Consider the following 23,675-nt stretch of genomic DNA (forward strand, 5'->3'; position numbering starts at 1 on the left):
ATCTGCAAGGGAGAGCGCCGGATGCGCCTGAGCACGAAGGGACGTTACGCCGTGATGGCCATGACCGACCTCGCCCGCAAGCAGGACGAGGCGGAGGGCCGTGCGGTGGCCCTGGCCGAGATCGCGGCCCGCCAGCAGATCTCGCTGTCGTATCTCGAACAGCTTTTCGCCCGCCTGCGCCGCAAGGGTCTGGTGGTCAGCGCCCGCGGGCCCGGCGGCGGCTATCGCCTGGCGGCCGACGCCCGCGCCACGCGCATCTCCGACATCGTCATGGCCGTGGACGAGCCTCTGCGCGCCACGCGCTGCGGCGTCGGCAAGAGCGGCCACAAGGGCTGCATGGCCGGCGGCGCCAAGTGCCTGACCCACGACCTGTGGGAAGAGATGGGCCGGCAGATCCATTCGTACCTGGCCTCGGTGACCGTCGCCGACGTGCTGGAAGGGCGCCTGCGGCCGGAGGCGAAGGTCGCGGCGTGACCAGCAAGCCCGCCATCTATCTGGACTACAACGCCACCGCCCCGATCCGCCCCGAGGCGCGTGAGGCGGTGCTGCGCGCCTTCGACCTGGCCGGCAATCCAAGCTCGGTGCACGCTTTTGGCCGCGCCGCCCGCGACGTGGTCGAGACCGCCCGCAAGGCCGTGGGCGAACTGGTCGGCGTGGTCGCCGGCTCGGTCACCTTCGTCAGCGGCGGCACCGAAGCCAACGCCCTGGCCATCGACAGCGCCGTCGCTTCGGGCGTCGGGCGCATCGTCGTCAGCGCCATCGAGCATGACGCCGTGGTCGAGACGGCCGCCGCCAGCGGCGTTTCCGTCGCGGTCCTGCCGGTCGATGGGCATGGCGTCGCCGACCTTTCCAAGCTGGCCGACCTGCTGGCGGGCGAGGGGCGGACGCTGGTCTGCCTGATGCTGGCCAACAACGAGACGGGCGTCATCCAGCCGGTCGCCGAGGCTTCGGCGATCGTCCGCGCGGCCGACGGCCTGCTGCATGTCGACGCCGTGCAGGCGGCCGGCAAGATCGCCATCGACTTCACCGCCCTGGGCGCCGACACCATGGCGCTGTCGGCCCACAAGATCGGCGGCCCGCAGGGCGTCGGCGCTCTGGTCGCCGGCACGCGGGCCAATGTGGTGCGTCGCCAGCATGGCGGCGGCCAGGAGCGTGGCCGCCGTGCAGGCACCGAGAACGTGGCGGGCATCGCCGGGTTCGGCGCGGCGGCGGCTGCGGCCCTGCGGGACTTGCCCCAGGCGGCCGATCAGGGCATTTGGCGCGACGCCTTGGCCCAGCGGGTCAAGGACGCTGGCGGCGTGGTGCTCGGGGAGGGGGCTGGTCGCCTGCCTCAAACTCTTTGTTTGGCCGCCGAGGGCTTCGCCTCGCAGGTCCAGGTCATGAACCTGGATCTCGCCGGGGTGATGGTCAGCGCCGGCAGCGCCTGCTCGTCGGGCAAGGTCAAGGCCAGTCGCGTGGTCGAGGCCATGGGCCGCTCCGATCTCGCCCCGTTCGCGCTGCGTGTCAGCGGCGGCTGGGCGAGTACGGAAGCGGATTGGATTGTGTGCGGCGACGCCTGGCTCGCCGCCTGGAAGCGTATCGGCGCACGGCGCCGGGAGGTGGCGTGATGGCCGCGGTCAAGGAAACGATCGACACCGTCGCCGCGCTCGAGAAATACGAGCACGGCTTTACGACCGATATCGACCAGGAGTTCGCCCCCAAGGGGCTCTCCGAGGACATCGTGCGCTTCATCTCGGCCAAGAAGGACGAGCCGGAGTGGATGCTGGAATGGCGTCTGGAGGCTTATCGTCGCTGGCTCGAGCTTGAAGAGCCGGACTGGGCCAAGGTCAGCTATCCCAAGATCGACTACCAGGACACCTACTACTACGCCGCGCCGAAGACCAAGGAAGGGCCCAAGAGCCTGGACGAGGTCGATCCCGAGCTGCTGGCCGTCTACGAGAAGCTGGGCATCCCGCTGAAGGAGCAGGCCGTGCTGGCCGGCGTCGAGGGCGCGCCCCGCTACGCGGTCGACGCGGTGTTCGACTCCGTGTCGGTCGTCACCACCTTCAAGAAGGAGCTGGCCCAGGCCGGCGTCATCTTCTGCTCTATGAGCGAGGCGATCCGCGAGCACCCGGAACTGGTCAAGCAGTACCTGGGCAGCGTCGTGCCGACCTCGGACAACTATTTCGCCTGCCTCAACAGCGCGGTGTTCTCGGACGGCTCGTTCGTCTACGTGCCGCCGGGCGTGCGCTGCCCGATGGAGCTGTCGACCTATTTCCGGATCAACGCCAAGGATTCCGGCCAGTTCGAGCGCACCCTGATCATCGCCGACAAGGGCGCCTACGTCTCGTACCTGGAGGGCTGCACGGCCCCGATGCGCGACGAGAACCAGCTGCACGCGGCCGTGGTCGAGCTCGTCCTGCTGGACGACGCCGAGATCAAGTATTCGACCGTCCAGAACTGGTACCCGGGCGACCCGGAGACGGGGAAGGGCGGCATCTACAACTTCGTCACCAAGCGCGCCGACTGCCGCGGTGATCGTTCGAAGGTGTCGTGGACCCAGGTCGAGACCGGCTCGGCCATCACCTGGAAGTATCCGTCCTGCGTGCTGCGCGGTGAGGGTTCGTCGGGCGAGTTCTACTCGATCGCCGTGACCAACGGTCATCAGCAGGCCGACACCGGCACCAAGATGATCCACCTGGGCGCCAACACCAAGTCGCGGATCGTCGCCAAGGGCATCAGCGCCGGCAAGTCGACCAGCACCTATCGCGGCCTTGTCTCGGCTCACCCCAAGGCCAAGGGCGCGCGCAACTTCACCCAGTGCGACAGCTTGCTGATCGGCAAGACCTGCGCGGCCCACACCGTGCCCTACATCGAGGCCCGCAACGGCCAGTCGGTGTTCGAGCACGAGGCCACGACGACCCGCCTGTCGGACGACCAGCTGTTCTACTGCCAGCAGCGCGGGCTTAGCCAAGAAGAGGCCGTGGCCCTGCTGGTCAACGGCTTCGTCCGTGATGTGCTGCAACAACTGCCCATGGAGTTCGCCGTCGAGGCCCAGAAGCTCGTGGCGATTTCTCTCGAAGGATCCGTCGGTTAAATGCTTTCGATCAACAACCTCCACGCCCGCGTCGAAGACAAGCCGATCCTGAAGGGCGTCACGCTCGAGGTGCCGGCCGGCGAGGTGCACGCCATCATGGGTCCGAACGGCGCCGGCAAGTCGACGCTGTCCTACGTGCTGAGCGGCCGCGGCGGCTATGAAGTGACCGAAGGTTCGGCCAGCCTGAACGGCGAGGACCTCCTGGAGCTGGAGCCCAACGAACGGGCCGCCAAGGGCGTGTTCCTGTCGTTCCAGTATCCGCYGGAGATCCCCGGCGTGCCGGCCCTGACCTTCATCCGCACCGCCGTGAACGCCCAGCGCCGCGCCCGCGGCGAGGACGAGATCGCCGCCCCGGCCTTCCTGAAGCTGGCCAAGGAAAAGGCCGCCTCGCTGAAGATCGACTTCGAGATGCTCAAGCGCGGCCTGAACGTCGGCTTCTCGGGCGGCGAGAAGAAGCGGATGGAAATCTTCCAGATGGCGATGCTGTCGCCGAAGTTCCTGATCCTCGACGAGACGGACAGCGGCCTCGACATCGACGCCCTGAAGATCGTCTCCGAAGGCGTCAACGCCCTGCGCAGCCCCGAGCGCGGCATGCTGGTGATCACCCACTATCAGCGCTTGCTCGACTACATCAAACCCGACCGTGTGCACGTGCTGGCCGCCGGCCGCATCGTCGCCTCGGGCGGCCCGGAACTGGCCCTGCAGCTGGAAGCCGAGGGCTACGACAAGTACGTCGGGGCCGCCGCCTGATGAGCCTTTCGACCGCTCTCAAGACCGGCGACGTCACTGTCCTGCCGTCGCGCCGCGACGAGGACTGGCGCTGGACCGACCTGCGCGGCCTGATCCGCGTGCTGCCCGAGCCCGCGCCGAAGTTCGACGGCGTGGTTTCGGYCGGTCCGTTCGCGGGCCTGACCGATGGCGAGATCCTGTTCGTCAACGGCCGCCACGTCGCCACGAGCGGGCAGGGCGAGGTCATGGGCCTGCGCTTCGTGGCTGCGACCGACAAGGCCTCGCAAGCCGCGTCCTACGCCCTGGTGGTGGAGCCGGGCGCGAGCCTGACCCTGCTGGAGAGCCATGAGGGCCGCGCGGCCGGCTACGTCACCGACGTGGCGCTCGACATCGCCGTGGGCGAGGGCGCGAGCCTGACCCGCATCGTGCTGGTCGACGACGAGGCCGAGGCGGTCAACGTCGTCACCGCCCGTGTGGAGCTTTCCGCCGGCGCGACCTTCAACCAGACCGTCCTGACCGGCGGCGCGCGTCGCCAGCGGATCGAGACCCACGTCGCCCATCCCGGCGCCCACGCCCAGGTGCGCCTGGACGGGATCTATCTGCTGAACGCCCAGCGCCACGCCGACCAGACCACCGTGGTCACCCACGGCGGCGTCGACGGCGTCACCAGCCAGCTGACCAAGGGCATGGTGGCCGACCAGGCCCGCGGCGTGTTCCAGGGCCGTATCATTGTGGCCGAAGGCGCCGACCAGACCGATGCGCGCATGGGGCACCACGCCCTGATCCTGTCGGACAAGGCCGAGATCGACGCCAAGCCGGAACTGCTGATCTTCGCCGACGACGTCTCGTGCGCCCACGGCAACACGATCGGCGCCCTGGACGAGGAAGCGGTGTTCTACGCCCGCCAGCGCGGTATTCCCGAACTGGAAGCGCGGGCGATGCTGACGGAGGCCTTCGTCGGCGAGGTGGTCGAGCGCATCGAGCACGATGGCGCCCGCGAGATCGCCGCCGCTTGGGTGGCCAAGCAGCTGGGGCGCTCCGAATGACGGCCGCTTTCGACGTCGAGGCGATCCGCGCCCAGTTCCCGATCCTGTCGCGCACGGTGCACGGCAAGCCGCTGATCTATCTGGACAGCGCCGCCAGCGCCCAGAAGCCCGACGTGGTGCTGGACGCCATGACGGGCCTGGCCCGCACGTCGTACGCCAACGTCCACCGCGGCCTGCATACGCTGGCCAACGAAACGACCGAAGCCTATGAAAAGGCTCGCGAAAGCATCGCGCGGTTCATCAACGCCGACGTGGGTGAGATCGTCTACACCAAGAGCGCCACCGAGGCGGTGAACCTGGTGGCCGACACCTTCGGGCGCAGCCTGAAGGCCGGCGACGAGATCGTGCTGTCGGAGATGGAGCACCACGCCAACATCGTGCCCTGGCACTTCCTGCGCGAGCGCTACGGCGTCGTCCTGAAGTTCATTCCGGTGCTCGACGACGGCCGCCTCGACATGGAGGCCTTCCAGGGCCTGCTGTCGGAAAAGACCAGGATGGTCGCCGTCACTCACATGTCGAACGTGCTGGGCACGGTCAACGACGTGGCCACGATCGTGCGTCTGGCCCATGACGCCGGCGCGCCGGTGCTGCTCGACGGTTGCCAGGGGATCGTGCACACCAAGGTGGACGTCAAAGCCCTGGACGTCGATTTCTACGTCTTCTCCGGCCACAAGCTCTACGGCCCGACCGGCATCGGCGTGCTTTACGGCAAGGCCGAGCGCCTGGCGGCCCTGCCGCCTTATCAGGGCGGCGGCGAGATGATCGGTTCGGTCAGCCTCGACAGGATCACCTACGCCGACCCGCCGCATCGCTTCGAGGCCGGCACCCCGGCGATCCTGGAAGCCGTCGGCCTGGGCGCGGCCATAGAGTGGCTGAACACCATCGATCGCGACGCGGCCCTGGCCCACGAGCATGCGCTGTACGAGCGGGTCTCCGCCCGGCTGGAAGGCGTCAACGGCGTGCGGATCCTCGGCACGGCGCCCGGCAAGGGCGCGGTGATGAGCTTCGTCGTCGAAGGCGCCCACGCCCATGACGTGGCCCAGGTGCTGGACCGCTACGGCGTGGCCGTGCGCGCCGGCACCCACTGCGCCGAGCCGTTGATGAAAAGGTTCGGGGTGACGTCGAGCGCTCGCGCTTCCTTCGCCCTATATAATACGCCTGCCGAGGCCGACGCGTTCGTGGACGCGCTGGACAAGGCCCGCAGCTTCTTCAGTTGAGCCGATGACCGACCAAGCCCCCGCCGCGACGGCCCTGTCCCAGGACGAGCTGAACCGCCTGACCGACCAGCTGATCGAGAAGCTGAAGACGGTGTTCGACCCGGAAATCCCGGTCGACATCTATGAGCTCGGCCTGATCTACAAGGTCGACGTCAGCGACGACAAGGACGTGGCCATCGACATGACCCTGACCGCGCCGGGCTGCCCGGTGGCCGGCGATATGCCTGGTTGGGTCAAGGACGCGGTGATGGAGATCGACGGCATCCGGTCGTGCAACGTCGACCTGACCTTCGATCCGCCGTGGGATCCCTCGCGCATGAGCGACGAGGCCAAGCTGCAGCTGAACATGTTCTGAGGCACGCCATGGAAGCCGCCGTCAGCCCCCGTCCGCGCCGCCCCCGTCCCAAGGTCGTCACCCTGACCGACGCCGCGGCCGCGCGCGTGAAGGAGATCATGGACCGCAAGGCGGTCGAGGATCCCGATCAGGCCTATGCGGGCCTGCGCGTGGGGGTGAAGAACGGCGGCTGCGCGGGCCAGGAATACGTCTTCGAATACGCCAAGGAGAAGGGCCCCATCGACGAGGTCGTCGAGGACAAGGGCGTCACCATCCTGATCGAGCCGAAGGCCGTGCTGTTCCTGATCGGCACGCAGATCGACTACGAGATCACCAAGCTGTCGTCGAAGTTCGTGTTCCATAATCCGAACGAGACCGATGCTTGCGGATGTGGCGAGAGCGTCACCATCCAGCCCGCGCCCGAGGCGCTGGAGGACTAGGGTCTGGATTAAGTTGATCTGATCCACGGCCGAGCATTTTCAGCCACTTATGATCTTGTCATCCCGGCCGTAGCGCAGCGGAGCGCCGGGATCTCCCACCGTTTCGAAACTGCAGATGTGGGAGATCCCGGCTCTACGGATCGCTTGCGCGCTCCTTCGGCCGGGATGACAAGTTTCTTGGACCCTTCAATTGAGTAAGGGCCCTAGGGTCTGGAGCGCGCCGGCTCGCGCTCCAGCCGTCGTCTGCCGACTACTTCCTTTCAGCCGCCTTGGCTGCGTCCCACAGGGCGTCCATCTCGGCCAGGTCCGACTGGTCTGGCGTGCGCCCGTCCTTGGCCAGTTCGGCCTCGATGAAGGCGAAGCGGCGAGCGAACTTGGCGTTGGTGGCGCGCAGGGCGTCCTCGGGCTCGACGTCGAGCTTGCGGGCCAGGTTGGCGCAGACGAACAGGATGTCGCCCAGTTCCTCGCGCGCTTTGGCCTGGTCGCCGGCGTCGATCTCGACCTGCAGCTCGGCCACTTCCTCGGCCAGCTTGGCCAGGACCTCGTCGGTCGAGGGCCAGTCGAAGCCGACGCGCGCCGCGCGCTTGGTCAGTTTCACGGCGCGGGTCAGGGCCGGCAGGCCGGCGGGCACGTCGTCCAGCACGCCGCCCTTCTTCTTGGCCTTGCGTTCCTGGGCCTTCAGTTCCTCCCAGCCGGCCTTCTGGTCGGCCAGATCGTCATAGGCGTGGTCGCCGAAGACGTGCGGGTGGCGGCGGATCATCTTGTCGGAGATCGCCTGGGCCACGTCCTCCAGGCTGAACGCCCCCTGTTCCTGAGCCATCCGCGAATGGAAYACCACCTGCAGCAACAGGTCGCCCAGTTCCTCCTTCAGGTCCGACAGATCGCCCCGCTCGATGGCGTCGGCGACCTCGTAGGCCTCCTCGATCGTGTAGGGGGCGATGGTGGCGAAGGTCTGCTCGATGTCCCACGGGCAGCCGTCCCGCGGGTCGCGCAGGCGGGCCATGATCTCGACGAGGGTGAAGAGCGGGTGCTCCTCACTGAGCTGCAGAGGGCGCGGGGCTGGGGTCGGAGAGGCGGTCATGCGGGCTCGTCTGGGCGTTGGCTTCCGCCGCGTCGCGCGCGTCCAGTTGGGCGCGGATCTCGGCGTGGCGCTTGGCGTCCAGCGGATAGCGCACGATGATGACCGAGACCAGCACGCCCAGCGCCGCCGGCACGGCGGTGTAGAGCACGATCAGGGCGGTATCGCCTTGCGCGCTCGGGATCTTGGGGTCGAAGCCGAGCTTTTCCAGCACCAGGAAGACGCCGATGGCCAGGGCGAAGCCCAGCTTCACCGTGCCGTTGACGATGGCGTAGAGCAGGCCGGTGCGGTCGACGCCGGTGTTCAGTCGCTCCTCGTCGCCGATGTCGGCCATCATCGAGCGCACCAGCAGCGGGGCTGCCGAGTAGGGCAGGCCGGCCAGCACCAGCACCGCGATCCCGAAGGCGTTGACGCCGTTGGGGGTGATCACGGCGGCGACCTGGAACACGGCGTACATGATGCTGGCGATCGCCAGCGAGGTGTGCTTGCCCATGGTCTTGGCGATCCAGGGCCACAGCGGCGCACCGGCCAGGGCGGCGACGAAATAGACCAGCAGCAGGATGCCGGCCTGGTCCTTGGGGATGCCCTTGATGCGCTCGAAGAAGAAGAAGAACAGCGCGCCGCCGATGCCCGGCGCCAGGCCCATCAGCAGGTCTGCGGCCAGCAGCTTCTGCACGGTGGGGCGCTTGAGCAGGCCCAGGTACTGTTTCAGGCCCGCCTCGTGACGCTGGGTCGGCGCGGCCGGCTCGCCCACGACGACGCCGGCCAGCAGGGCGGTCAGCGGCATCAGCACGATGATGAACCAGCCCATGGCCTGCACGCCCGCGGCGTGGTCGCCCTTGAAGGCGAAGGCCACCAGCGGCGGCAGCAGCAGCACCAGGATCATGCCGACCACGTTGCCGGCGCTCCAGAAGCCGTAGATGCGCGAGCGCTGCTGGTAGTCGGGCGACAGCACCGCGCCCCAGGCCGTCTGGGCCAGCACCGCCATCGAGAAGCCGATGTAGACGATGATCAGCCACGACCAGAGAAACACCGGGCCGATGCCTGGCCTGGCCATGAACAGGGCATAGGAGGCGGCCATCAGCAGCGGCACGCTGGCCGCCAGCCAGGGGCGGAAACGGCCCCACTTGCTGCGGGTGCGGTCCATCAGGCCGCCAAGGATCGGATCCAGGATGATGTCGGCCAGGCGCACCAGCAGGAAGGCCATGCCGACCACCGACAGCGAAAGGCCAAGCTCGCTGACATAGTATTCGGGCAGGTACACGACGAGCGGCAGGCCAAGGCCCGCCAGCGGCAGGGTCGGCGAGGCGTAGGCGGCCAGCACGGCGTTGGATCGTCGTGGCGCAGCGGTCATGCTTCCTCCCCCGGGGCGCGGCGTCCGCGCCCCTCTCTACTGAACGGCGATCAGACGCTGCGTCGAGGGATCTGGCAAGCGAGCGCCGTTCAGTCCTTCACGAACCGGCCGTCCTCGATGCGGCGGGCCAGGAGGTCGAAGGCCGTGCCCGCGTCGGTCCAGGTGCCGACGTACTGGGCCTGCCAGATGTCGTTCTCGTACCAGCGATAGCGGATCGGCGTGCTGGCGCCGTCGGCGGCGACGTACTGGCCCGAGATCTCGGCGCCGCCGACGCCGAAGCTTTCCATCGACAGCCCGGGCTTGCGGCCCAGCTGCATCGGCGTGGGACGGTTGGGCGTGGCGTCGTCGATCACCAGCCGCAGTCGCCCGCCCGACGGGGTGAGGCCGCCGGCGCGCTGCAGTCGCCGCTCGACCGTGCGCTGCAGGTCGCGGGCCAGGTAGTCGAGCTCGCGCTCGCCCAGCTTGTCGGCCTTGGCGGCGAGGTCCGGGCCGATGGTCACCTCGACCTGGGCGACCGATGGCGCGCCAGCCAGGGCGGCGGCTGGGGCGAGGCCGGCCGCCGCGGCGGCGATGAGGACGAAACGCAGCATGGCCGACGCTCCTCGTTGAACTGACCGTTCTAGTTTGAACCCGCTTGGCCCGGCGCGCCAGCCTTGTCGCGCGGCAGGCAGAAGACCAGCCAGGCCAGCAGGGCCGAGGCCACCGATCCGGCCAGCACGCCGATCTTGGTCTCCTCGCGCAGCAGGGCGTCCTGGAAGGCCAGGTTGTTGATGAACAGGCTCATGGTGAAGCCGACGCCGCACAGGACGGCGACGCCGTAGAGCTCGCCCCAGGTCACGCCGGTGGGGCGGCGCGCCAGGCCAAGGCGGATGGCGCCGAGGCTGAAGGCCATCACTCCGACCTGCTTGCCGATGAAAAGACCCAGCGCCGCGCCCAGCGTCGCCGGCGCGGTGAGGGCCGAGGCGTCCATGCCGCCCAGCGCCACGCCGGCGTTGGCGAAGCCGAACACCGGCACGATCAGATAGGCCACCCAGGGATTGAGGCCGTGCTCCAGCCGGTGCAGCGGCGAGTGCTCGCCGCGCGAGCCGGTCAGTGGGATGGTCATGGCCAGCAGCACCCCGGCCAGGGTGGCGTGCACGCCTGACTTCAGGAACAGGAACCACAGCACCGCGCCCAGCAGCAGATAGGGCCAGAGGACGGCGACCTTCAGGCGGTTCAAGGCGATCAGCAGGGCGAGCACGCCGGCGGCCGCGCACAGCGCCCATAGCGTCAGGTGGTCGGTGTAGAAGAAGGCGATGATCAGGATCGCGCCCAGGTCGTCGATGATCGCCAGGGCCGCCAGGAAGATCTTCAGCGCGCCGGGAACGCGCGGGCCCAGCAGCGACAGCACGCCCAGCGCGAAGGCGATGTCGGTGGCGGCCGGGATGGCCCAGCCGGCGCGGACGTCCGGCGCGTCGCGGGCGACGACCAGATAGACCAGCGCCGGCGCGATCATGCCGCCCAGGGCCGCGAAGCCGGGCAGGGCGCGGCGCGGCCAGGTCGACAGCTCGCCGGCCACGACCTCGCGCTTGATCTCCAGCCCGACCAGCAGGAAGAAAACCGCCATCAGGCCGTCATTGACCCAGTGCTCGACCGACAGCGGGCCCAGATAGGCGTGCAGGGTGTGGAAGTAGCCGGCCGCCAGCGGCGAGTTGGCCACGACCAGCGCCGCGGCCGCCGCGATCATCAGCAGCACGCCGCCGGCGGATTCGCTGCGCAGGAAGTCGCGCAGGGCGGAAACGGCGCGTGCCGGCATGAGGGCCCCCAACTCGGATTCGTCGGCGCCGATTTTGGCCGCTGGCGGCGCCCGGGGCCAGGAAAACCGGATCAGGGCAGCCCGGCGATACGGGCGATGGCGTCGATGTCGAGGCTGCGCTCCAGGATTTGCGCGATCTCGTCCAGCGCCGCATCGACCCGCGCCGACTGGTCCTGGCCGTCGGCCGCGACGCCGAGCGGGGCGAGGAGGGCGGCGCGCGCTGAGGCCTTATCGAACAAGCCGTGGACATAGGCGCCGGCGATCCTGCCGTCGGCGCAGACCGCGCCGTCCGGCCCGTGGCCGTCGATGGTCAGCAGCGGCCGGGCGGTTCCTGCGCCGCTGGTGCGGCCCACATGGATCTCGTAGCCCTCGAAGGCCGCGCCGCCGGCGAGACGTCCTGTCACCGGACGCACGGTCTTGTCGCCGGCCAGCACGGTTTGGACATCCAGCAGGCCAAGGCCCGCCGCCGAACCGGGCGGTCCTTCGACGCCGTCCGGATCGCTGACGCTGCGGCCCAGCATCTGATAGCCGCCGCAGACGCCCAGCACCCGCCCGCCGCGCCTGGCGTGCGCCAGGATGTCGACGTCCCAGCCCTGGGCGCGCAGAAAGGCCAGGTCCGCCAGCGTCGCCTTGGTCCCGGGCAGGATCACCAGATCGGCGTCGCGCGGCAGCACCGCGCCCGGCGGCAGGAACTGAAGGTCGATCGCCGGATCGTTCCGCAAGGGATCGAAGTCGTCGAAATTGGCGATCCGCGACAGCATCGGCACGACCACCTTGGCGCGCCCGGCGGCGGCGTCGGCCGGACGCTCCAGCACCACGGCGTCCTCGGCGGGCAGGAAGCGCACCGGCGGCAGCCATGGGACCATGCCGAGGTCCGGCCAGCCGGTCCGCCGGAAGATTTCCGCCCGCCCGTCGTCGAACAGCGCCGGGTCGCCGCGGAACTTGTTGATGATGAAGCCCTTGATCCGCGCCCGGTCGGCGTCGTCGAGCACCAGGTGGGCGCCGGCCAGGGCGGCGATCACGTGTCCCCGGTCGATGTCGCCGACCAGGGCCACCGGCAGGTCGGCGGCGTGGGCGAAGCCCATGTTGGCGATGTCGCCGGCGCGAAGGTTGGTCTCGGCGGGGCTGCCGGCGCCCTCGACCAGCACCAGGTCGGCCTCGGCGGCGAGGCGACCGTAGCTGTCGAGCGTGGTGGCCAGCAGGTCGGGCTTCAGTCCCTGGAACGCCCGGGCCTTGTAGTTGCCGACGACGCGGCCCTGCACCACGACCTGAGCGCCGATGTCGCTCTGCGGCTTCAGCAGCACCGGGTTCATGTGGACGCTGGCGGGAACCCGGCAGGCCACGGCCTGCAGCGCCTGGGCCCGCCCGATCTCGCCGCCGTCGGCGGTGACGGCGGCGTTGTTGGACATGTTCTGCGGCTTGAACGGCCGCACCGTAAGGCCGCGATTGGCGAACAGCCGGCACAGCCCCGCCACCAGGGTCGATTTGCCGACGTCGGAGCCGCAGCCCTGGATCATCAAGGAAGCCATGTCCTCGCGCCTAAAGGCGTCAGCAGGTTCGGTCAATCGACGCCGCGACGCTGGCGCGAGGCCTCGGCGCGCTCTATATCGGCGGCCGCATGACCATCGATCACGACGCCCGCCTCCGGCGGCTGAAGTTTCGGGCCTGGCACCGCGGCTTTCGTGAAGCGGACCTCATTCTGGGGCCGTTCGCGGAAACGCATGGCCCGAACCTGACCCCCGACCAGCTCGACGTGCTGGAAACCCTGCTCGAACAGTCCGATCGCGAGATCTACGCCTGGATCGTCGGCCAGGAGCCGACGCCCGAAGCGTTCGAGACCGAGATCATGGCGATGATCCGCAAGTTCCGCTTCGAGGCCCACGCCTCGCGGCCGCCCGGCGACGGCGCCTGACACACGTCGGTCAGCGCCTGAACCCTTTGCATTCCGGCGGGTTGTTTCCCGCCAACAGTTGAAGAGCAGCATGGCCTACGACGCCAAACAGATCGCCAAGGCCGCCGGCGGCCTGACCCTGGCCGGCGCGCCGGAGGGCTTCGACGCGCTGGTGATGGCCGACGTCGCCCGGGCGCGGGGTGGGCTGACCGCCTTCGTGGCCCGCGACACCGCCCGGGCCAGCGCATTCATCGACGCCTTGAAGTTCTTCGCGCCCGAGATCGAGGCGGTTCTGCTGCCGTCGTGGGACTGCCTGCCCTATGACCGCATCGGCCCGTCGGCCGGGGTGGCCGCCACGCGCATGTGCACCCTGCACCGGCTGGCGAACGGCCTTGGCCAGGCCAAGCCGGCGATGCTGGTGGTCGCGGCTCCGGCCCTGCTGCAGCGCGTGCCGACCAAGGAGGTGCTGCTGCGCGCCAGCTACAGCGCCAAGGTCGGCCAGAGCGTCGATATCAAGGACCTGGAGCGCTATTTCGCGGTCAACGGCTATGTCCGCGCTTCCACCGTCTCCGAGCGCGGCGAGTTCGCCATCCGCGGCGGCGTCATCGACGTCTATCCGCCGGCGTCGGAAGAGCCGGTGCGCCTGGACCTGTTCGGCGATACGCTGGAGAGCATCCGCGCCTTCGATCCGGAAACCCAGCGCTCGACCCGGCAGCTGACCTCGATCGAGCTGTTGCCGGTCAGCGAGGCGCTGCTGGACGCCGACGCCGTGTCGCGCTTCCGCGGCTCGTACGTGCGCCTGTTCGGCGCGCCGGGCGATGATGCGCTGTACGCCGCGGTCAGCGACGGCGGCCGCCGCGCCGGCATGGAGCACTGGCTGCCGCTGTTCTACGAGCGGATGGCGACGATCTTCGACTATCTGCCGGCCGGAAGCCTGATCGGCGTCGACCACCAGGCCGCCGAGGCCCGCGACGAGCGGCTGTCGATGATCGCCGACGCCTACGACGCCCGCGCCGCCGCCGACCGCAAGTCGGCCTATCGTCCGCTGGAGCCCAAGGCCCTCTACCTGACCGCCCAGGAATGGGACGAGGCGGTCGGCGACCGTCCGCACCGCCAGTTCACGCCGTTCCAGCCCCAGGGCCTGGACGTCGTCGACCTCGGCGCCAAGCAGGGCCGCACCTTCGCCGCCGAGCGCGCCCAGGACAGCGTCAACCTGTTCGAGGCCACCGCCGACCACGCCAAGAAGCTGGCCGGGGAGGGGAAACGCGTCCTCTTCGCCTCATGGTCGGAAGGCTCGTCCGAGCGCCTGGGCACGATGCTGTCGGATCACGGTCTGAAGAAGGCGCCGTATGCCGGCTACTGGCAGGCGGCCAAGGCCAACGACCCGAAGGTACCCCAGCGCGTCGTGCTGCCGCTGGACGCCGGTTTCGAGACCGACAGCCTGGCCGTCATCTCCGAGACCGACATCTTGGGCGATCGCCTGGCCCGCCCGCGCAAGAAGCGCCGCGCCGCCAACTTCCTGGCGGAAGCTTCGGCCCTGACGCCGGGCGATCTCGTCGTCCACATCGACCACGGCATCGGCCGCTACGAGGGCCTCAAGACCCTCGACGTGCAGGGCGCGCCGCACGACTGCCTCGACCTGATGTATGGCGGCGAGGCCAAGCTCTACCTGCCGGTCGAGAACATCGACCTGCTCACCCGCTACGGCGCCGACGGCGAGAACGTGCAGCTCGACAAGCTGGGCGGCGCGGCCTGGCAGGGCCGCAAGGCGAAAGCGAAGGAGCGCCTGCGGGTCATGGCCGAGGGCCTGATCCAGATCGCCGCCGCCCGCTCGCTGAAGTCGGTGGAAGAGACCGACCCGCCGTCGGGCGTGTTCGACGAGTTCTGCGCCCGCTTCCCCTACGAGGAGACGGACGACCAGCTGAACGCCATCCACGACGTGCTGGAAGACCTGTCGTCGGGCAAGCCGATGGACCGCCTGATCTGCGGCGACGTCGGCTTCGGCAAGACGGAAGTGGCCCTGCGCGCGGCCTTCGTGGTGGCCATGAGCGGCAAGCAGGTCGCCGTGGTCTGCCCGACCACGCTGCTGGCCCGCCAGCACTACAAGACCTTCAAGGAACGCTTCCAGGGCTGGCCGGTGAAGGTCACCCGCCTGTCGCGCCTGGTCACCGGCAAGGAAGCCGCCGACACCCGCGAGGGCCTGGCCAACGGCCAGCTGGAGATCGTGGTCGGCACCCACGCGGTGCTGTCCAAGCAGGTGGCGTTCAAGGACCTGGGTCTCGTGATCGTCGACGAGGAGCAGCACTTCGGGGTCAAGCACAAGGAGAAGCTGAAAGAGCTTCGCGCCGACGTGCACATGCTGACCCTGACCGCCACGCCGATCCCGCGCACCCTGCAGATGGCGCTGTCGGGCATCCGGGAGATGTCGATCATCGCCACCCCGCCGGTCGATCGCCTGGCGGTGCGCACCTACATCACGCCCTTCGACGCCGTCACCGTGCGCGAGGCCCTGCTGCGCGAGAAGTATCGCGGCGGCCAGGCCTATTACGTCGTGCCGCGCCTGAAGGACCTGGAGGACATCGAGAAGTTCCTCCGCACCCAGGTGCCCGAGGTGAAGTACGTCGTCGGCCACGGCCAGATGAGCGCCACCCAGCTCGAGGAGGTGATGACCGCCTTCTACGAGGGCCAGTACGACGTGCTCCTAGCGACCACTATCGTGGAAAGTGGGCTCGATATCCCCTCGGCCAACACCCTGGTGGTGCACCGCGCCGACATGTTCGGCCTGGCGCAGCTCTATCAGATCCGCGGACGGGTCGGCCGCTCCAAGGCCCGGGCCTACGCCTATCTGACGACGCCCGCCGAAAAGCAGATCACCCAGTCGGCAGAAAAGCGCCTGAAGGTGCTGCAGTCGCTCGACAGCCTGGGCGCCGGCTTCCAGCTGGCCAGCCACGACCTCGACATCCGCGGCGGCGGCAACCTGCTCGGCGACGAGCAGAGCGGTCACATCAAGGAGATCGGCGTCGAGCTCTATCAGCAGATGCTGGAAGACGCCGTCGCGGCCCTGCGCGAGCGCCAGGGCGCCGAGGCCCTGCTGGAAGACCGCGCCTGGTCGCCGCAGATCAACACCGGCGCGGCCGTGATGATCCCCGACGATTACGTGCCCGACCTGAACGTGCGTCTGTCGCTCTACCGCCGCCTGTCGGAAGCCGAGAAGGCCGCCGACCGCGAGGCCCTGGCCGCCGAGATGATCGACCGCTTCGGCCCGCTGCCGCCCGAGACCGACTCCTTGCTCAAGGTCGTCGGCATCAAGGGCATGTGCCGCGAGGCCAATGTCGCCAAGATCKACGTCGGCCCCAAGGGCGCGGTGCTGAGCTTCCGCAACGACGAGTTCGCCAACCCGCTGCCGTTGATGCAGTTCATCGGCAAGAACAGCCTGATCTGGAAGGCCCGTCCCGACCAGAAGGTGGTCGTGAAGGGCGAATGGGACACGCCGGCCCAGCGGCTGGACGCGGCCGAGAAGATCCTGGTCCAGCTGGTGAAGCTGGCGAAGGGGTGACCCCCTCCGGCCCTCCGGGCCACCTCCCCCAGAGGGGGAGGATCTATTGGCGCAAGCTTCGAGATGCTCCCCCTCTGGGGGAGCTGTCGCGGAGCGACTGAGGGGGACGCGCCGGCGCCAGATTGTCGCAGCTTAACTACGGTTAACAGCTGCTTAGGAATCGCCAGCCACAACGAGGTTAACGGCTCGGGTTGCGGAGATTCTCGATGAAGGCGTTCGGTCGGCTGACCATCGCGTGGAAGCTGGTGACGGTGGCGGGTCTGGCCATCGGCCTTCTGCTGATCGCCGCCGCCGTGGCGGTGTCGATGCACACCTCCAGCATCGTCGCGGGCCTGACGCATCGCTACGCCGACGCCGTGGCCGACGACGCCATCGAGCAGATCCGCACCGAGATCGGCAAGGTCGAAGCCACCTCGCGCGCCACCGCCGGCTCGATCGCCGCGGCCCATACGGCCGGAGTGCGCGATCGCCGCGCCTATATCGAGATGCTGCGCCCGCAGGCCGACGCCACCCCGATCGTCATGGGCGCCTGGTTCATGGCCGCCCCCGACGCGCTGGACGGAAAGGACGCCGAGTTCGCCGGCCAGACCGCCATGGGCTCGACCGCCCAGGGCAACTTCACCCCGTACTGGGTGCACAACGACGGCAAGGTGATCTTCGAGCCGCTGAGCGAAGGCAACGAATACAGCCAGCCCTACTACACGGTGCCGCGCGACACGCGTAAGGCCGCCATCCTCGAGCCCTATCCCTATACCGTCGCCGGCAAGACCCAGTTGATGACCTCGGTCGTCTATCCGGTGCTGGTGAACGGCCAGTTCCTGGGCGCCGAGGGCGTCGACCTGTCGCTGGACGGCGTCTCGCAGCGCCTGGAGAAGATGCAGCCCTTGGGCGGCGGCCGCGTGATGCTGCTGTCCTCGAGCGGCAAGTGGGTGGCCCACCCCAACGCCGACCTGCGCACGACCGCCTACGCCGACGCGGGCGCCGACAAGGTCAAGGGCGTGCTGAGCGGCGGCGAGCCGGCGATCTTCGAAGGCGTCAAGGTCGGCGACGAGGAGATGGAGCGGATGATCCGCCCCATCGCCATGCCCGAACTCAACACCACCTGGGCGCTGGTCATGGACGTGCCGCGCTCGGCCATCACCGGCCCGGCCGACCGCCTGGCCATGATCCTGTTCATCGGCGGCATGGTGATCACCGGCGCGGTGCTCTTGGCCCTGTTCCTGGCCAGCGCCAGCCTGGTGCGCCGCCCGCTGTCGGGTCTGACCCAGTCGGTCGACGCGTTGAGCGCCGGCCGCTACGACCAGCCCGTGCCCGGCGTGACCGGCGGCGACGAGATCGGCGCCATCGCCAGGGCCCTCGACGGCTTCCGCCACGACCTGGCCGACGGCCAGCGCCGCCGCGCCGAGCAGGAGGCCGAACGCGCCGCCGCCGAGATCGAGCGCCAGCGCCATGCCGAAGAAGCCGAGGCCTTCGCCAAGGCCCAGGCCGCCGCCGTCGCCACCCTTGGCCAGGGCATGGAGAAGCTGGCCGATGGTGACCTGATCTGGCGCATGCGCGAGGACGGCTTCTCGGGCGAGGCCCGCAAGATGCCGCGCGACTTCAACGCCGCCGTCGACAGCCTGCAGCAGACCATGGCCGGCATCCTGTCGGCCGCCCAGAGCATCCGCGCCGGCTGCGCCGAGATCAGCCACGCCTCCGACGACCTGGCCCAGCGCACCGAGCGCCAAGCCGCCGGCCTGGAGCAGACCGCCGCGGCGCTCGACCAGATCACCGCCACGGTCAAGAAGAGTTCGGAGGGCGCCGAGCGCGCCCGTCAGCTGACCGAAAGCGCCAAGGCCAACGCCGAGAAGAGCGGCAAGGTCGTCACCGAGGCCGTCCAGGCCATGGGTGGCATCGAGAAGTCGTCGCAGTCGATCACCCAGATCATCGGCGTCATCGACGAGATCGCCTTCCAGACCAACCTTCTGGCCCTGAACGCCGGGGTCGAGGCCGCGCGGGCCGGCGAGGCGGGCAGGGGCTTCGCGGTCGTCGCCCAGGAAGTGCGGGCCCTGGCCCAGCGCAGCGCCGACGCGGCCAAGGAGATCAAGGGCCTGATCCGCGCCTCCACCGACGAGGTGGGCAAGGGCGTGCGCCTTGTCGGCGAGACCGGCGAGACCCTGCAGCAGATCATGGAGCAGGTGTCCGAGATCAACGCCCTGGTGGGCGAGATCGCCGCCTCGGCCAAGGAACAGTCGGTCGGCCTCGCCGAGGTCAACACCGCCGTCAACCAGATGGACCAGGTGACCCAGCAGAACGCGGCCATGGTCGAGCAGTCGACCGCCGCCGCCCACGCCCTGTCCAGCGAGGCCGGCGAGCTGGAGCGCCTGATCGGCCGCTTCCAGGTGGGCGCCGAGGTTCGCGACCTGCATCCCCGCCAGGCCCCGCGCCAGCCGGCCGCGCCCCGTCGCGAAGCGTTCCGCGAGCGCTACGTGCAGGGCGCCAACGCCCTGAAGATCGCCCCGCAGTCGCGTCCCGGCGACTGGGAAGAATTCTAGGCCCTCGCATTACGCCATGGGCGCGCTATATCCGCGCCCATGGCTGAAGCTTTCAACGACAAGACCCTCTCCGCCGACAAGGCCGCCCGCTATGCCGAGGTCGCCGAGGAGATCGCCTCCGTCCTGGACGGCGAGGGCAACCTGACCGCCCGCATGGCGACCGTGGCCTCGATGCTGGCCAACAGCTTCGACCACTATTTCTGGACCGGCTTCTACGTCGTGGATCCCGCCAAGGAGCGCGAGCTGGTCGTGGGGCCCTACCAGGGCACCCTGGGCTGCCTGCGCATCCCGTTCGGCCGCGGCGTCTGCGGCGCGGCCGCCGCCACCGGCCAGACCCAGCTTGTGCCAGATGTGCACGCCTTCCCGGGCCACATCGCCTGCGACAGCCGCTCGGCCAGCGAGGTCGTGGTGCCGGTGTTCGACGCCGAGGGCCGCCTGCTGGCCGTGTTCGACGTCGATTCCGACCGTCCGGCCGCGTTCGACGAGGTCGACCAGGCCTGGCTGGAGCGCATCCTGGGTGCGACATTCCGCGCCTGAGCGTGGCCCCTGGATTGCAGTGACATTTCCATCATTCCCTAACCGAGCCGGTTTAGGACAGAGGTGGACATGTTGGACATCGAGACCCTGCACCCCGCTGATCTGACCCCCGCGGACGTCGCCCTCTGGCGAGCGTTCGCGATGGCGGATCCAGTCCTGGCCAGCCCTCTGCTCGGTCCGGACTTCGCCCAGGCCGTCGGCCGGGTGCGCGAGGACGCTCGGGTCGCCGTGATTCGTCGCGGCGGCGAGACGATCGGCTTCCTGGCCCATCATCGCCGTCCGGGCGGGGTGGCCCGTCCCATCGGCGCGCCGCTGTCGGACTATCACGGCCTGGTCGCCAAGCCGGGCGAGACGATCGACGCGGCCCAGGTGCTGCGCGCCGCCGACCTGGCGGTCATGCGCTATACGGGCCTGGTCGATCCCGCCGGAGCCTTCCAGGTCGAGCCGACCATCCCGGCCTATGTCATCGACACGCAGGGCGACGCTGCGGCCTATCTGGAGGCGGTGCGCGCCGGCAGCCCCAAGAAGATCAAGAACTACCGTCGTCTCGACAACAAGCTCGAACGCGAGATGGGACAGGTGGAGCTGCGGGCCGGCGACGACAGCCAGGAGGCCTTCGACCAGCTGATCGCCTGGAAGCGCGAGCAGATCGAGCGCACCGGCGTCCACGACTTCCTGCGCCCGCAATGGACGCGCGACCTGTTCCAGATGCTGTTCGAGCAGCGCGACGGCGAGTTCCGCGGCCTGATGATCAACCTCTATGCCGGCGGCCAGCTGGTGGCGGGCCACTTCGGCGTGCGCCAGGGCGAGATCTACCACCCGTGGATCGCCTCGACCAATCCGGCCTTCGGCGCCTGGTCGCCGGGCCAGATCTTCTTCCTGCGGGCCATCGCCGCCATGCCGCAGTTGGGTCTGACCCGTTACGACCTGGGGCCGGGCTCGGACCACTACAAGCATTCCTACGGCCTGACCCAGACCCTGATCGCCGACGGCGCGGCCACGGCCGCCAGCATGGCCGGCCGCGTGGCCGGTTCGGTCGAGGGCGTCTGGGCCCTGGCCGGCGCCAATGGCGCTGGACCCGTCGCGCGCCTGCGTCGGCGGATGGACATCATCGCCAGCACCGAGCTGACCATGGGCGGCCGGGTGAAGGGGCTGGTCGACGCCGTCGCCGCCCAGGGCAAGCGCCGAAACGCGACGATGGAGGTCTGATGGCCCGCGTGACGATCATGATCCCGACCCAGCGTCGGCTCGGCGGCCTGGCCGTCGCGGCCCGCTCGGTCCTGGCCCAGGCCGGCGTGGATCATTCCGAGCTGGAACTCGTGATCGTCGACAACGACCAGACGCCGTCCGCCCAGGGCGTGGCCCAGACCCTGGCGGCCGAGGCGCCGTTCCCAGTCCACTACGTGCACGAGCCGCGCGCCGGCGTCGCCAACGCCCGCAACGCCGGCATGGCCAGGGCCTCGGGCGCGTTCGTCGCCTTCCTTGACGACGACGAGGAGGCCCCCGCTGGCTGGCTGGCCGCCTTGCTGGCCGCGCAAGAGCGGTACGCCGCCGACGTCGTGTTCGGCCCTGTCCGAGCCCGTGCGCCAGACAGCGTCACTAGTCACCGCGACTATCTGGAGCGGTTCTTCTCGCGCATCGGTCCCGAGCGGGCCGGCGTCATCGACCACTACTACGGCTGCGGCGACAGCCTGCTGAAGCGCTCGAGCCTGCCCGATCCGGTCGCGCCCTTCGCGGCCGAGCGCAATCATATCGGCGGCGAGGACGACATGCTGTTTGGCCACATGCGGGCCGCCGGCGCGGTCTTCGCCTGGGAGCCCGCCGCCTGGGTGTGGGAAGACCCCGTGCCCGACCGCCTGACGCTGGACTACACGATCCGCCGCGCCTTCGCCTACGGCCAGGGCCCCTCGGCCCACTGCGCCGCCGCTGTGCCCCCCGACCGCGTGGGCGTGGCCCGCTGGATGGCCGTCGGCGTCGTCCAGGCCGCGCTGTTCGGCGCCGTGGCCGGCTTCAAGTGGCTGACCCGCGCGGGCGACCGGGCCGAATGGCTGGACCGCGCCGCCCGGGGCCTGGGCAAGACCCTGTGGTGGGGTCCCTTCAAGATCCATTTCTACGGACACACGGCGTGAGGCTGGCGGCATGACCATCATCCACGACTGGACCCCCGAGAAGGCCAAGGCCTTCGGCAAGGAAAACCTGATCTTCAAGCACGGCCTGCACGAGCGGCCGATGTTCGACGACGAGGGCCTGGCGCGCCTGCTCGACCGCTATCCGCGCGAGCTTCTGGGCGTCTTCACGATGGGCGAGGACCCCAAGGCCTGGACCACCTGGCGCAAGGGCTCGGCGGGGAACCTGTCGGGTGATCAGCTGCTGGAGGCCGCCAAGGCCGGCCGCATCTGGCTGAACCTGCGCCACACCAACGACCACGTGCCTGAGTACGCCGCCCTGTGCGACGAGATCTTCGCCGAGAAGGAAGGCAAGGTTCCGGGCCTGAAGACCTTCAAGCGCGATCTGGGCATGCTGATCAGCAGCGCCAACGCCCAGGTCTTCTATCATCTCGACGTGCCGCTGGTGTCGCTGTGGCAGATCCGCGGCGTCAAGAAGGTGTGGGTCTATCCGGTGGCCGACCCCTATGTGGGCGACTTGGCGCTGGAGAAGATCGTGCTGCGCGAGACCGCCGAGCAGTTCGCCTTCGACCCCGCCTGGGACGCCGGCGCCCAGGCCGTCGAGCTGACGCCCGGTTCGATGGTCACCTGGAAGCAGAACGCCCCGCACCGCATCGAGAACGGCCCGATGCTGAATGTCTCGATCTCGATCGAGTTCATGACCCCGCCGGCCCTGATGCGCGCCAACGTCATCTACGCCAACGGCGTGCTGCGTCGCCGGCTGGGCGCAAACCCCAAGGTCCAGGCGGGTTTCGGCCCGACGGCCCTTGGCAAGCTGGCCGTCGCCCGCGGCGCCAAGGCCCTGAATCTGCAGACCCCGCACGTGCGCCACCTGCCGGTGACGTTCGGCCTGGACGCCGGGCGGCCGGGGGTTCTGGTCGAGGGGGCTTAAAGGCGCGCGGCCTACTGGGTCGGCCGATCCTGGCTGAACACCGCGGCCAGATGATCGATGAACGCCCGCACGGCTGGTGGAAGGCCGCGCCGGGTGGTGAAGACGATGTGGACGATCCCGTCCTCCGATCGCCACTCCGGAAAGACCTGAACCAGGCGGCCGGTCATGAGGTCGGCCTTGCAAACATGATCCGGCAGGAAAGCGACGCCGATGTTCGCAGCCGCGGCGTCGCGCAGCGCCAGGAAGTCACCGCAGGCCAAGCGGGGCTCGTGACGGATCGCGCAGGTCGCATCGTTCGGCCCTAGCAGGTCCCAGGTGAGCTCGCCTGACTGGTCGRTGGGACTGAGGGTGGGCAGGCTGGCCAGTTGGTCGATCTCCAGGTCGGCGCAACGGGCGGCGAGTTGAGGCCCTGCCACCAGAATTCGGCGCGAACGGCCCAGCGTGCGCATGGTCAGCGCCGCGTCGGTCGTCAGCACGGTGCGCACCCGCAGGGCGACGTCGATCCGCTCCTCGATGAGATCCACTGGCCTGTCGACCGCGATCACCTGCAGCCGCACCTTGGGAAACCGCGCCAGAAACCGCGGCAAGCTCGCTGACAGGGTCTCGACCAGGCCGGTGGGACAGCTGAAGCGGATCAGGCCTTGCGGCTCGCTCCTGGCCTCGGCGGCGACGGCGTTGGCCTGCTCGACATCGAGCGCCACGATCCTGCAGCGCTCATAGAACGCCTGGCCGACCTCCGTGACCCGAAAACGGCGGGTCGTACGCTCGATCAATCGTACGCCCAGGCGCGCCTCCAGCTGAGCGATCCGGCGGCTCAGCGTCGACTTCGGCTGGCGCAGGGCGCGGCCGGCGGGCGCGAAGCCACCATGGGCCACCACTTCGGCAAAGAGCAGGTAGTCGTTGAGGTCGGGCATTTCATCGTCTCATTATCGAGACACTGAATGCCACAATGCCTGGCTACCGGCCAGATCGTTCCAGATGCATCTCTTTGTCCACGGCGAACGGTTCGCCGCACAAGCCAAGGAGACTTC

General features: G+C 69.2%; 21 protein-coding genes. 15 read left to right on the forward strand and 6 right to left on the reverse strand.

Translation table 11 applies throughout. From position 1 onward, the window contains the following. Positions 1–21 precede the first annotated feature (21 nt). From AC1DCG_RS09215 to AC1DCG_RS09250, 8 genes are read left to right on the forward strand one after another with little or no spacing between them, the layout of a single operon-like run. The gene (locus AC1DCG_RS09215) at positions 22–474 is read left to right on the forward strand and encodes an Rrf2 family transcriptional regulator (protein WP_101711976.1); all 453 of its coding nucleotides are present in this window, start codon (positions 22–24) and stop codon (positions 472–474) included. Beyond that, positions 471–1,607: a cysteine desulfurase family protein gene (locus tag AC1DCG_RS09220; RefSeq protein ID WP_477037010.1), complete on the forward strand. Its 1,137-nt coding sequence runs from the start codon at positions 471–473 to the stop codon at positions 1,605–1,607. Before AC1DCG_RS09215 ends, AC1DCG_RS09220 begins: the two co-directional genes overlap by 4 nt. After that, positions 1,607–3,076 carry a Fe-S cluster assembly protein SufB gene (sufB, locus tag AC1DCG_RS09225; protein WP_116563600.1) on the forward strand — a complete coding sequence of 490 codons (1,470 nt, stop codon included), beginning with the start codon at positions 1,607–1,609 and terminating at the stop codon, positions 3,074–3,076. The genes AC1DCG_RS09220 and sufB overlap by 1 nt, the downstream gene beginning before the upstream one ends. Then, positions 3,077–3,826: a Fe-S cluster assembly ATPase SufC gene (gene sufC, locus AC1DCG_RS09230; RefSeq protein ID WP_477041460.1), complete on the forward strand. Its 750-nt coding sequence runs from the start codon at positions 3,077–3,079 to the stop codon at positions 3,824–3,826. Next, positions 3,826–4,851, forward strand: a complete 1,026-nt coding sequence (gene sufD, locus AC1DCG_RS09235) for a Fe-S cluster assembly protein SufD (RefSeq protein WP_477041461.1) — start codon at positions 3,826–3,828, stop codon at positions 4,849–4,851. Before sufC ends, sufD begins: the two co-directional genes overlap by 1 nt. Further along, positions 4,848–6,068, forward strand: coding sequence for an aminotransferase class V-fold PLP-dependent enzyme (locus tag AC1DCG_RS09240; RefSeq protein ID WP_477030137.1), 1,221 nt, complete (start codon positions 4,848–4,850; stop codon positions 6,066–6,068). The genes sufD and AC1DCG_RS09240 overlap by 4 nt, the downstream gene beginning before the upstream one ends. Positions 6,069–6,072: 4 nt before the next feature. Next, positions 6,073–6,423, forward strand: a complete 351-nt coding sequence (locus AC1DCG_RS09245; protein WP_165255866.1) for an SUF system Fe-S cluster assembly protein — start codon at positions 6,073–6,075, stop codon at positions 6,421–6,423. Positions 6,424–6,431: 8 nt separating this feature from the next. After that, on the forward strand, positions 6,432–6,842 hold the full coding sequence (locus tag AC1DCG_RS09250; RefSeq protein WP_477030138.1) for a HesB/IscA family protein: 411 nt from the start codon (positions 6,432–6,434) through the stop codon (positions 6,840–6,842). A gap of 250 nt (positions 6,843–7,092) precedes the next feature. Here AC1DCG_RS09250 and mazG read toward each other — a convergent pair whose 3' ends face one another. From mazG to AC1DCG_RS09275, 5 genes are all read right to left on the reverse strand, one after another. Further along, positions 7,093–7,923, reverse strand: a complete 831-nt coding sequence (gene mazG, locus AC1DCG_RS09255; protein ID WP_165255862.1) for a nucleoside triphosphate pyrophosphohydrolase — start codon at positions 7,921–7,923, stop codon at positions 7,093–7,095. Beyond that, the gene (locus AC1DCG_RS09260; protein WP_477037006.1) at positions 7,877–9,274 is read right to left on the reverse strand and encodes an MFS transporter; all 1,398 of its coding nucleotides are present in this window, start codon (positions 9,272–9,274) and stop codon (positions 7,877–7,879) included. The genes mazG and AC1DCG_RS09260 overlap by 47 nt, the downstream gene beginning before the upstream one ends. Positions 9,275–9,363: 89 nt before the next feature. Continuing rightward, the gene (locus AC1DCG_RS09265) at positions 9,364–9,864 is read right to left on the reverse strand and encodes a hypothetical protein (protein WP_477030140.1); all 501 of its coding nucleotides are present in this window, start codon (positions 9,862–9,864) and stop codon (positions 9,364–9,366) included. Positions 9,865–9,893: 29 nt separating this feature from the next. Continuing rightward, the gene (gene nhaA / locus AC1DCG_RS09270; protein WP_477030141.1) at positions 9,894–11,069 is read right to left on the reverse strand and encodes a Na+/H+ antiporter NhaA; all 1,176 of its coding nucleotides are present in this window, start codon (positions 11,067–11,069) and stop codon (positions 9,894–9,896) included. Between the two features lie 71 nt (positions 11,070–11,140). After that, positions 11,141–12,598, reverse strand: a complete 1,458-nt coding sequence (locus AC1DCG_RS09275) for a cobyric acid synthase (protein ID WP_477030142.1) — start codon at positions 12,596–12,598, stop codon at positions 11,141–11,143. Positions 12,599–12,687: 89 nt separating this feature from the next. On the opposite strand from AC1DCG_RS09275, the gene AC1DCG_RS09280 reads away from it, so the two are divergent. From AC1DCG_RS09280 to AC1DCG_RS09310, 7 genes are all read left to right on the forward strand, one after another. Continuing rightward, entirely contained in the window at positions 12,688–12,981 is a 294-nt protein-coding gene (locus AC1DCG_RS09280) for an FAD assembly factor SdhE (protein WP_477030143.1), read from the forward strand. Between the two features lie 70 nt (positions 12,982–13,051). Then, positions 13,052–16,516, forward strand: a complete 3,465-nt coding sequence (gene mfd / locus AC1DCG_RS09285; RefSeq protein ID WP_477041462.1) for a transcription-repair coupling factor — start codon at positions 13,052–13,054, stop codon at positions 16,514–16,516. 206 nt (positions 16,517–16,722) lie between these two features. Further along, positions 16,723–19,050, forward strand: a complete 2,328-nt coding sequence (locus AC1DCG_RS09290; RefSeq protein WP_477030145.1) for a methyl-accepting chemotaxis protein — start codon at positions 16,723–16,725, stop codon at positions 19,048–19,050. 39 nt (positions 19,051–19,089) lie between these two features. Further along, the gene (locus AC1DCG_RS09295) at positions 19,090–19,587 is read left to right on the forward strand and encodes a GAF domain-containing protein (protein ID WP_165255849.1); all 498 of its coding nucleotides are present in this window, start codon (positions 19,090–19,092) and stop codon (positions 19,585–19,587) included. A gap of 69 nt (positions 19,588–19,656) precedes the next feature. Next, positions 19,657–20,796 carry a GNAT family N-acetyltransferase gene (locus tag AC1DCG_RS09300; RefSeq protein ID WP_477030146.1) on the forward strand — a complete coding sequence of 380 codons (1,140 nt, stop codon included), beginning with the start codon at positions 19,657–19,659 and terminating at the stop codon, positions 20,794–20,796. Further along, a complete protein-coding gene (locus tag AC1DCG_RS09305; protein WP_477030147.1) occupies positions 20,796–21,716 on the forward strand; it encodes a glycosyltransferase family 2 protein in 921 nt (306 codons plus the stop codon). The genes AC1DCG_RS09300 and AC1DCG_RS09305 overlap by 1 nt, the downstream gene beginning before the upstream one ends. A gap of 10 nt (positions 21,717–21,726) precedes the next feature. Then, positions 21,727–22,644, forward strand: a complete 918-nt coding sequence (locus tag AC1DCG_RS09310) for a hypothetical protein (RefSeq protein ID WP_477030148.1) — start codon at positions 21,727–21,729, stop codon at positions 22,642–22,644. Positions 22,645–22,655: 11 nt separating this feature from the next. Here AC1DCG_RS09310 and AC1DCG_RS09315 read toward each other — a convergent pair whose 3' ends face one another. Further along, positions 22,656–23,558 (reverse strand): LysR family transcriptional regulator, encoded by a 903-nt coding sequence (locus AC1DCG_RS09315; protein ID WP_477041463.1) that lies wholly within the window; start codon positions 23,556–23,558, stop codon positions 22,656–22,658. Positions 23,559–23,675: the final 117 nt, after the last annotated feature.

This window comes from Caulobacter sp. 10L414, assembly GCF_056395525.1.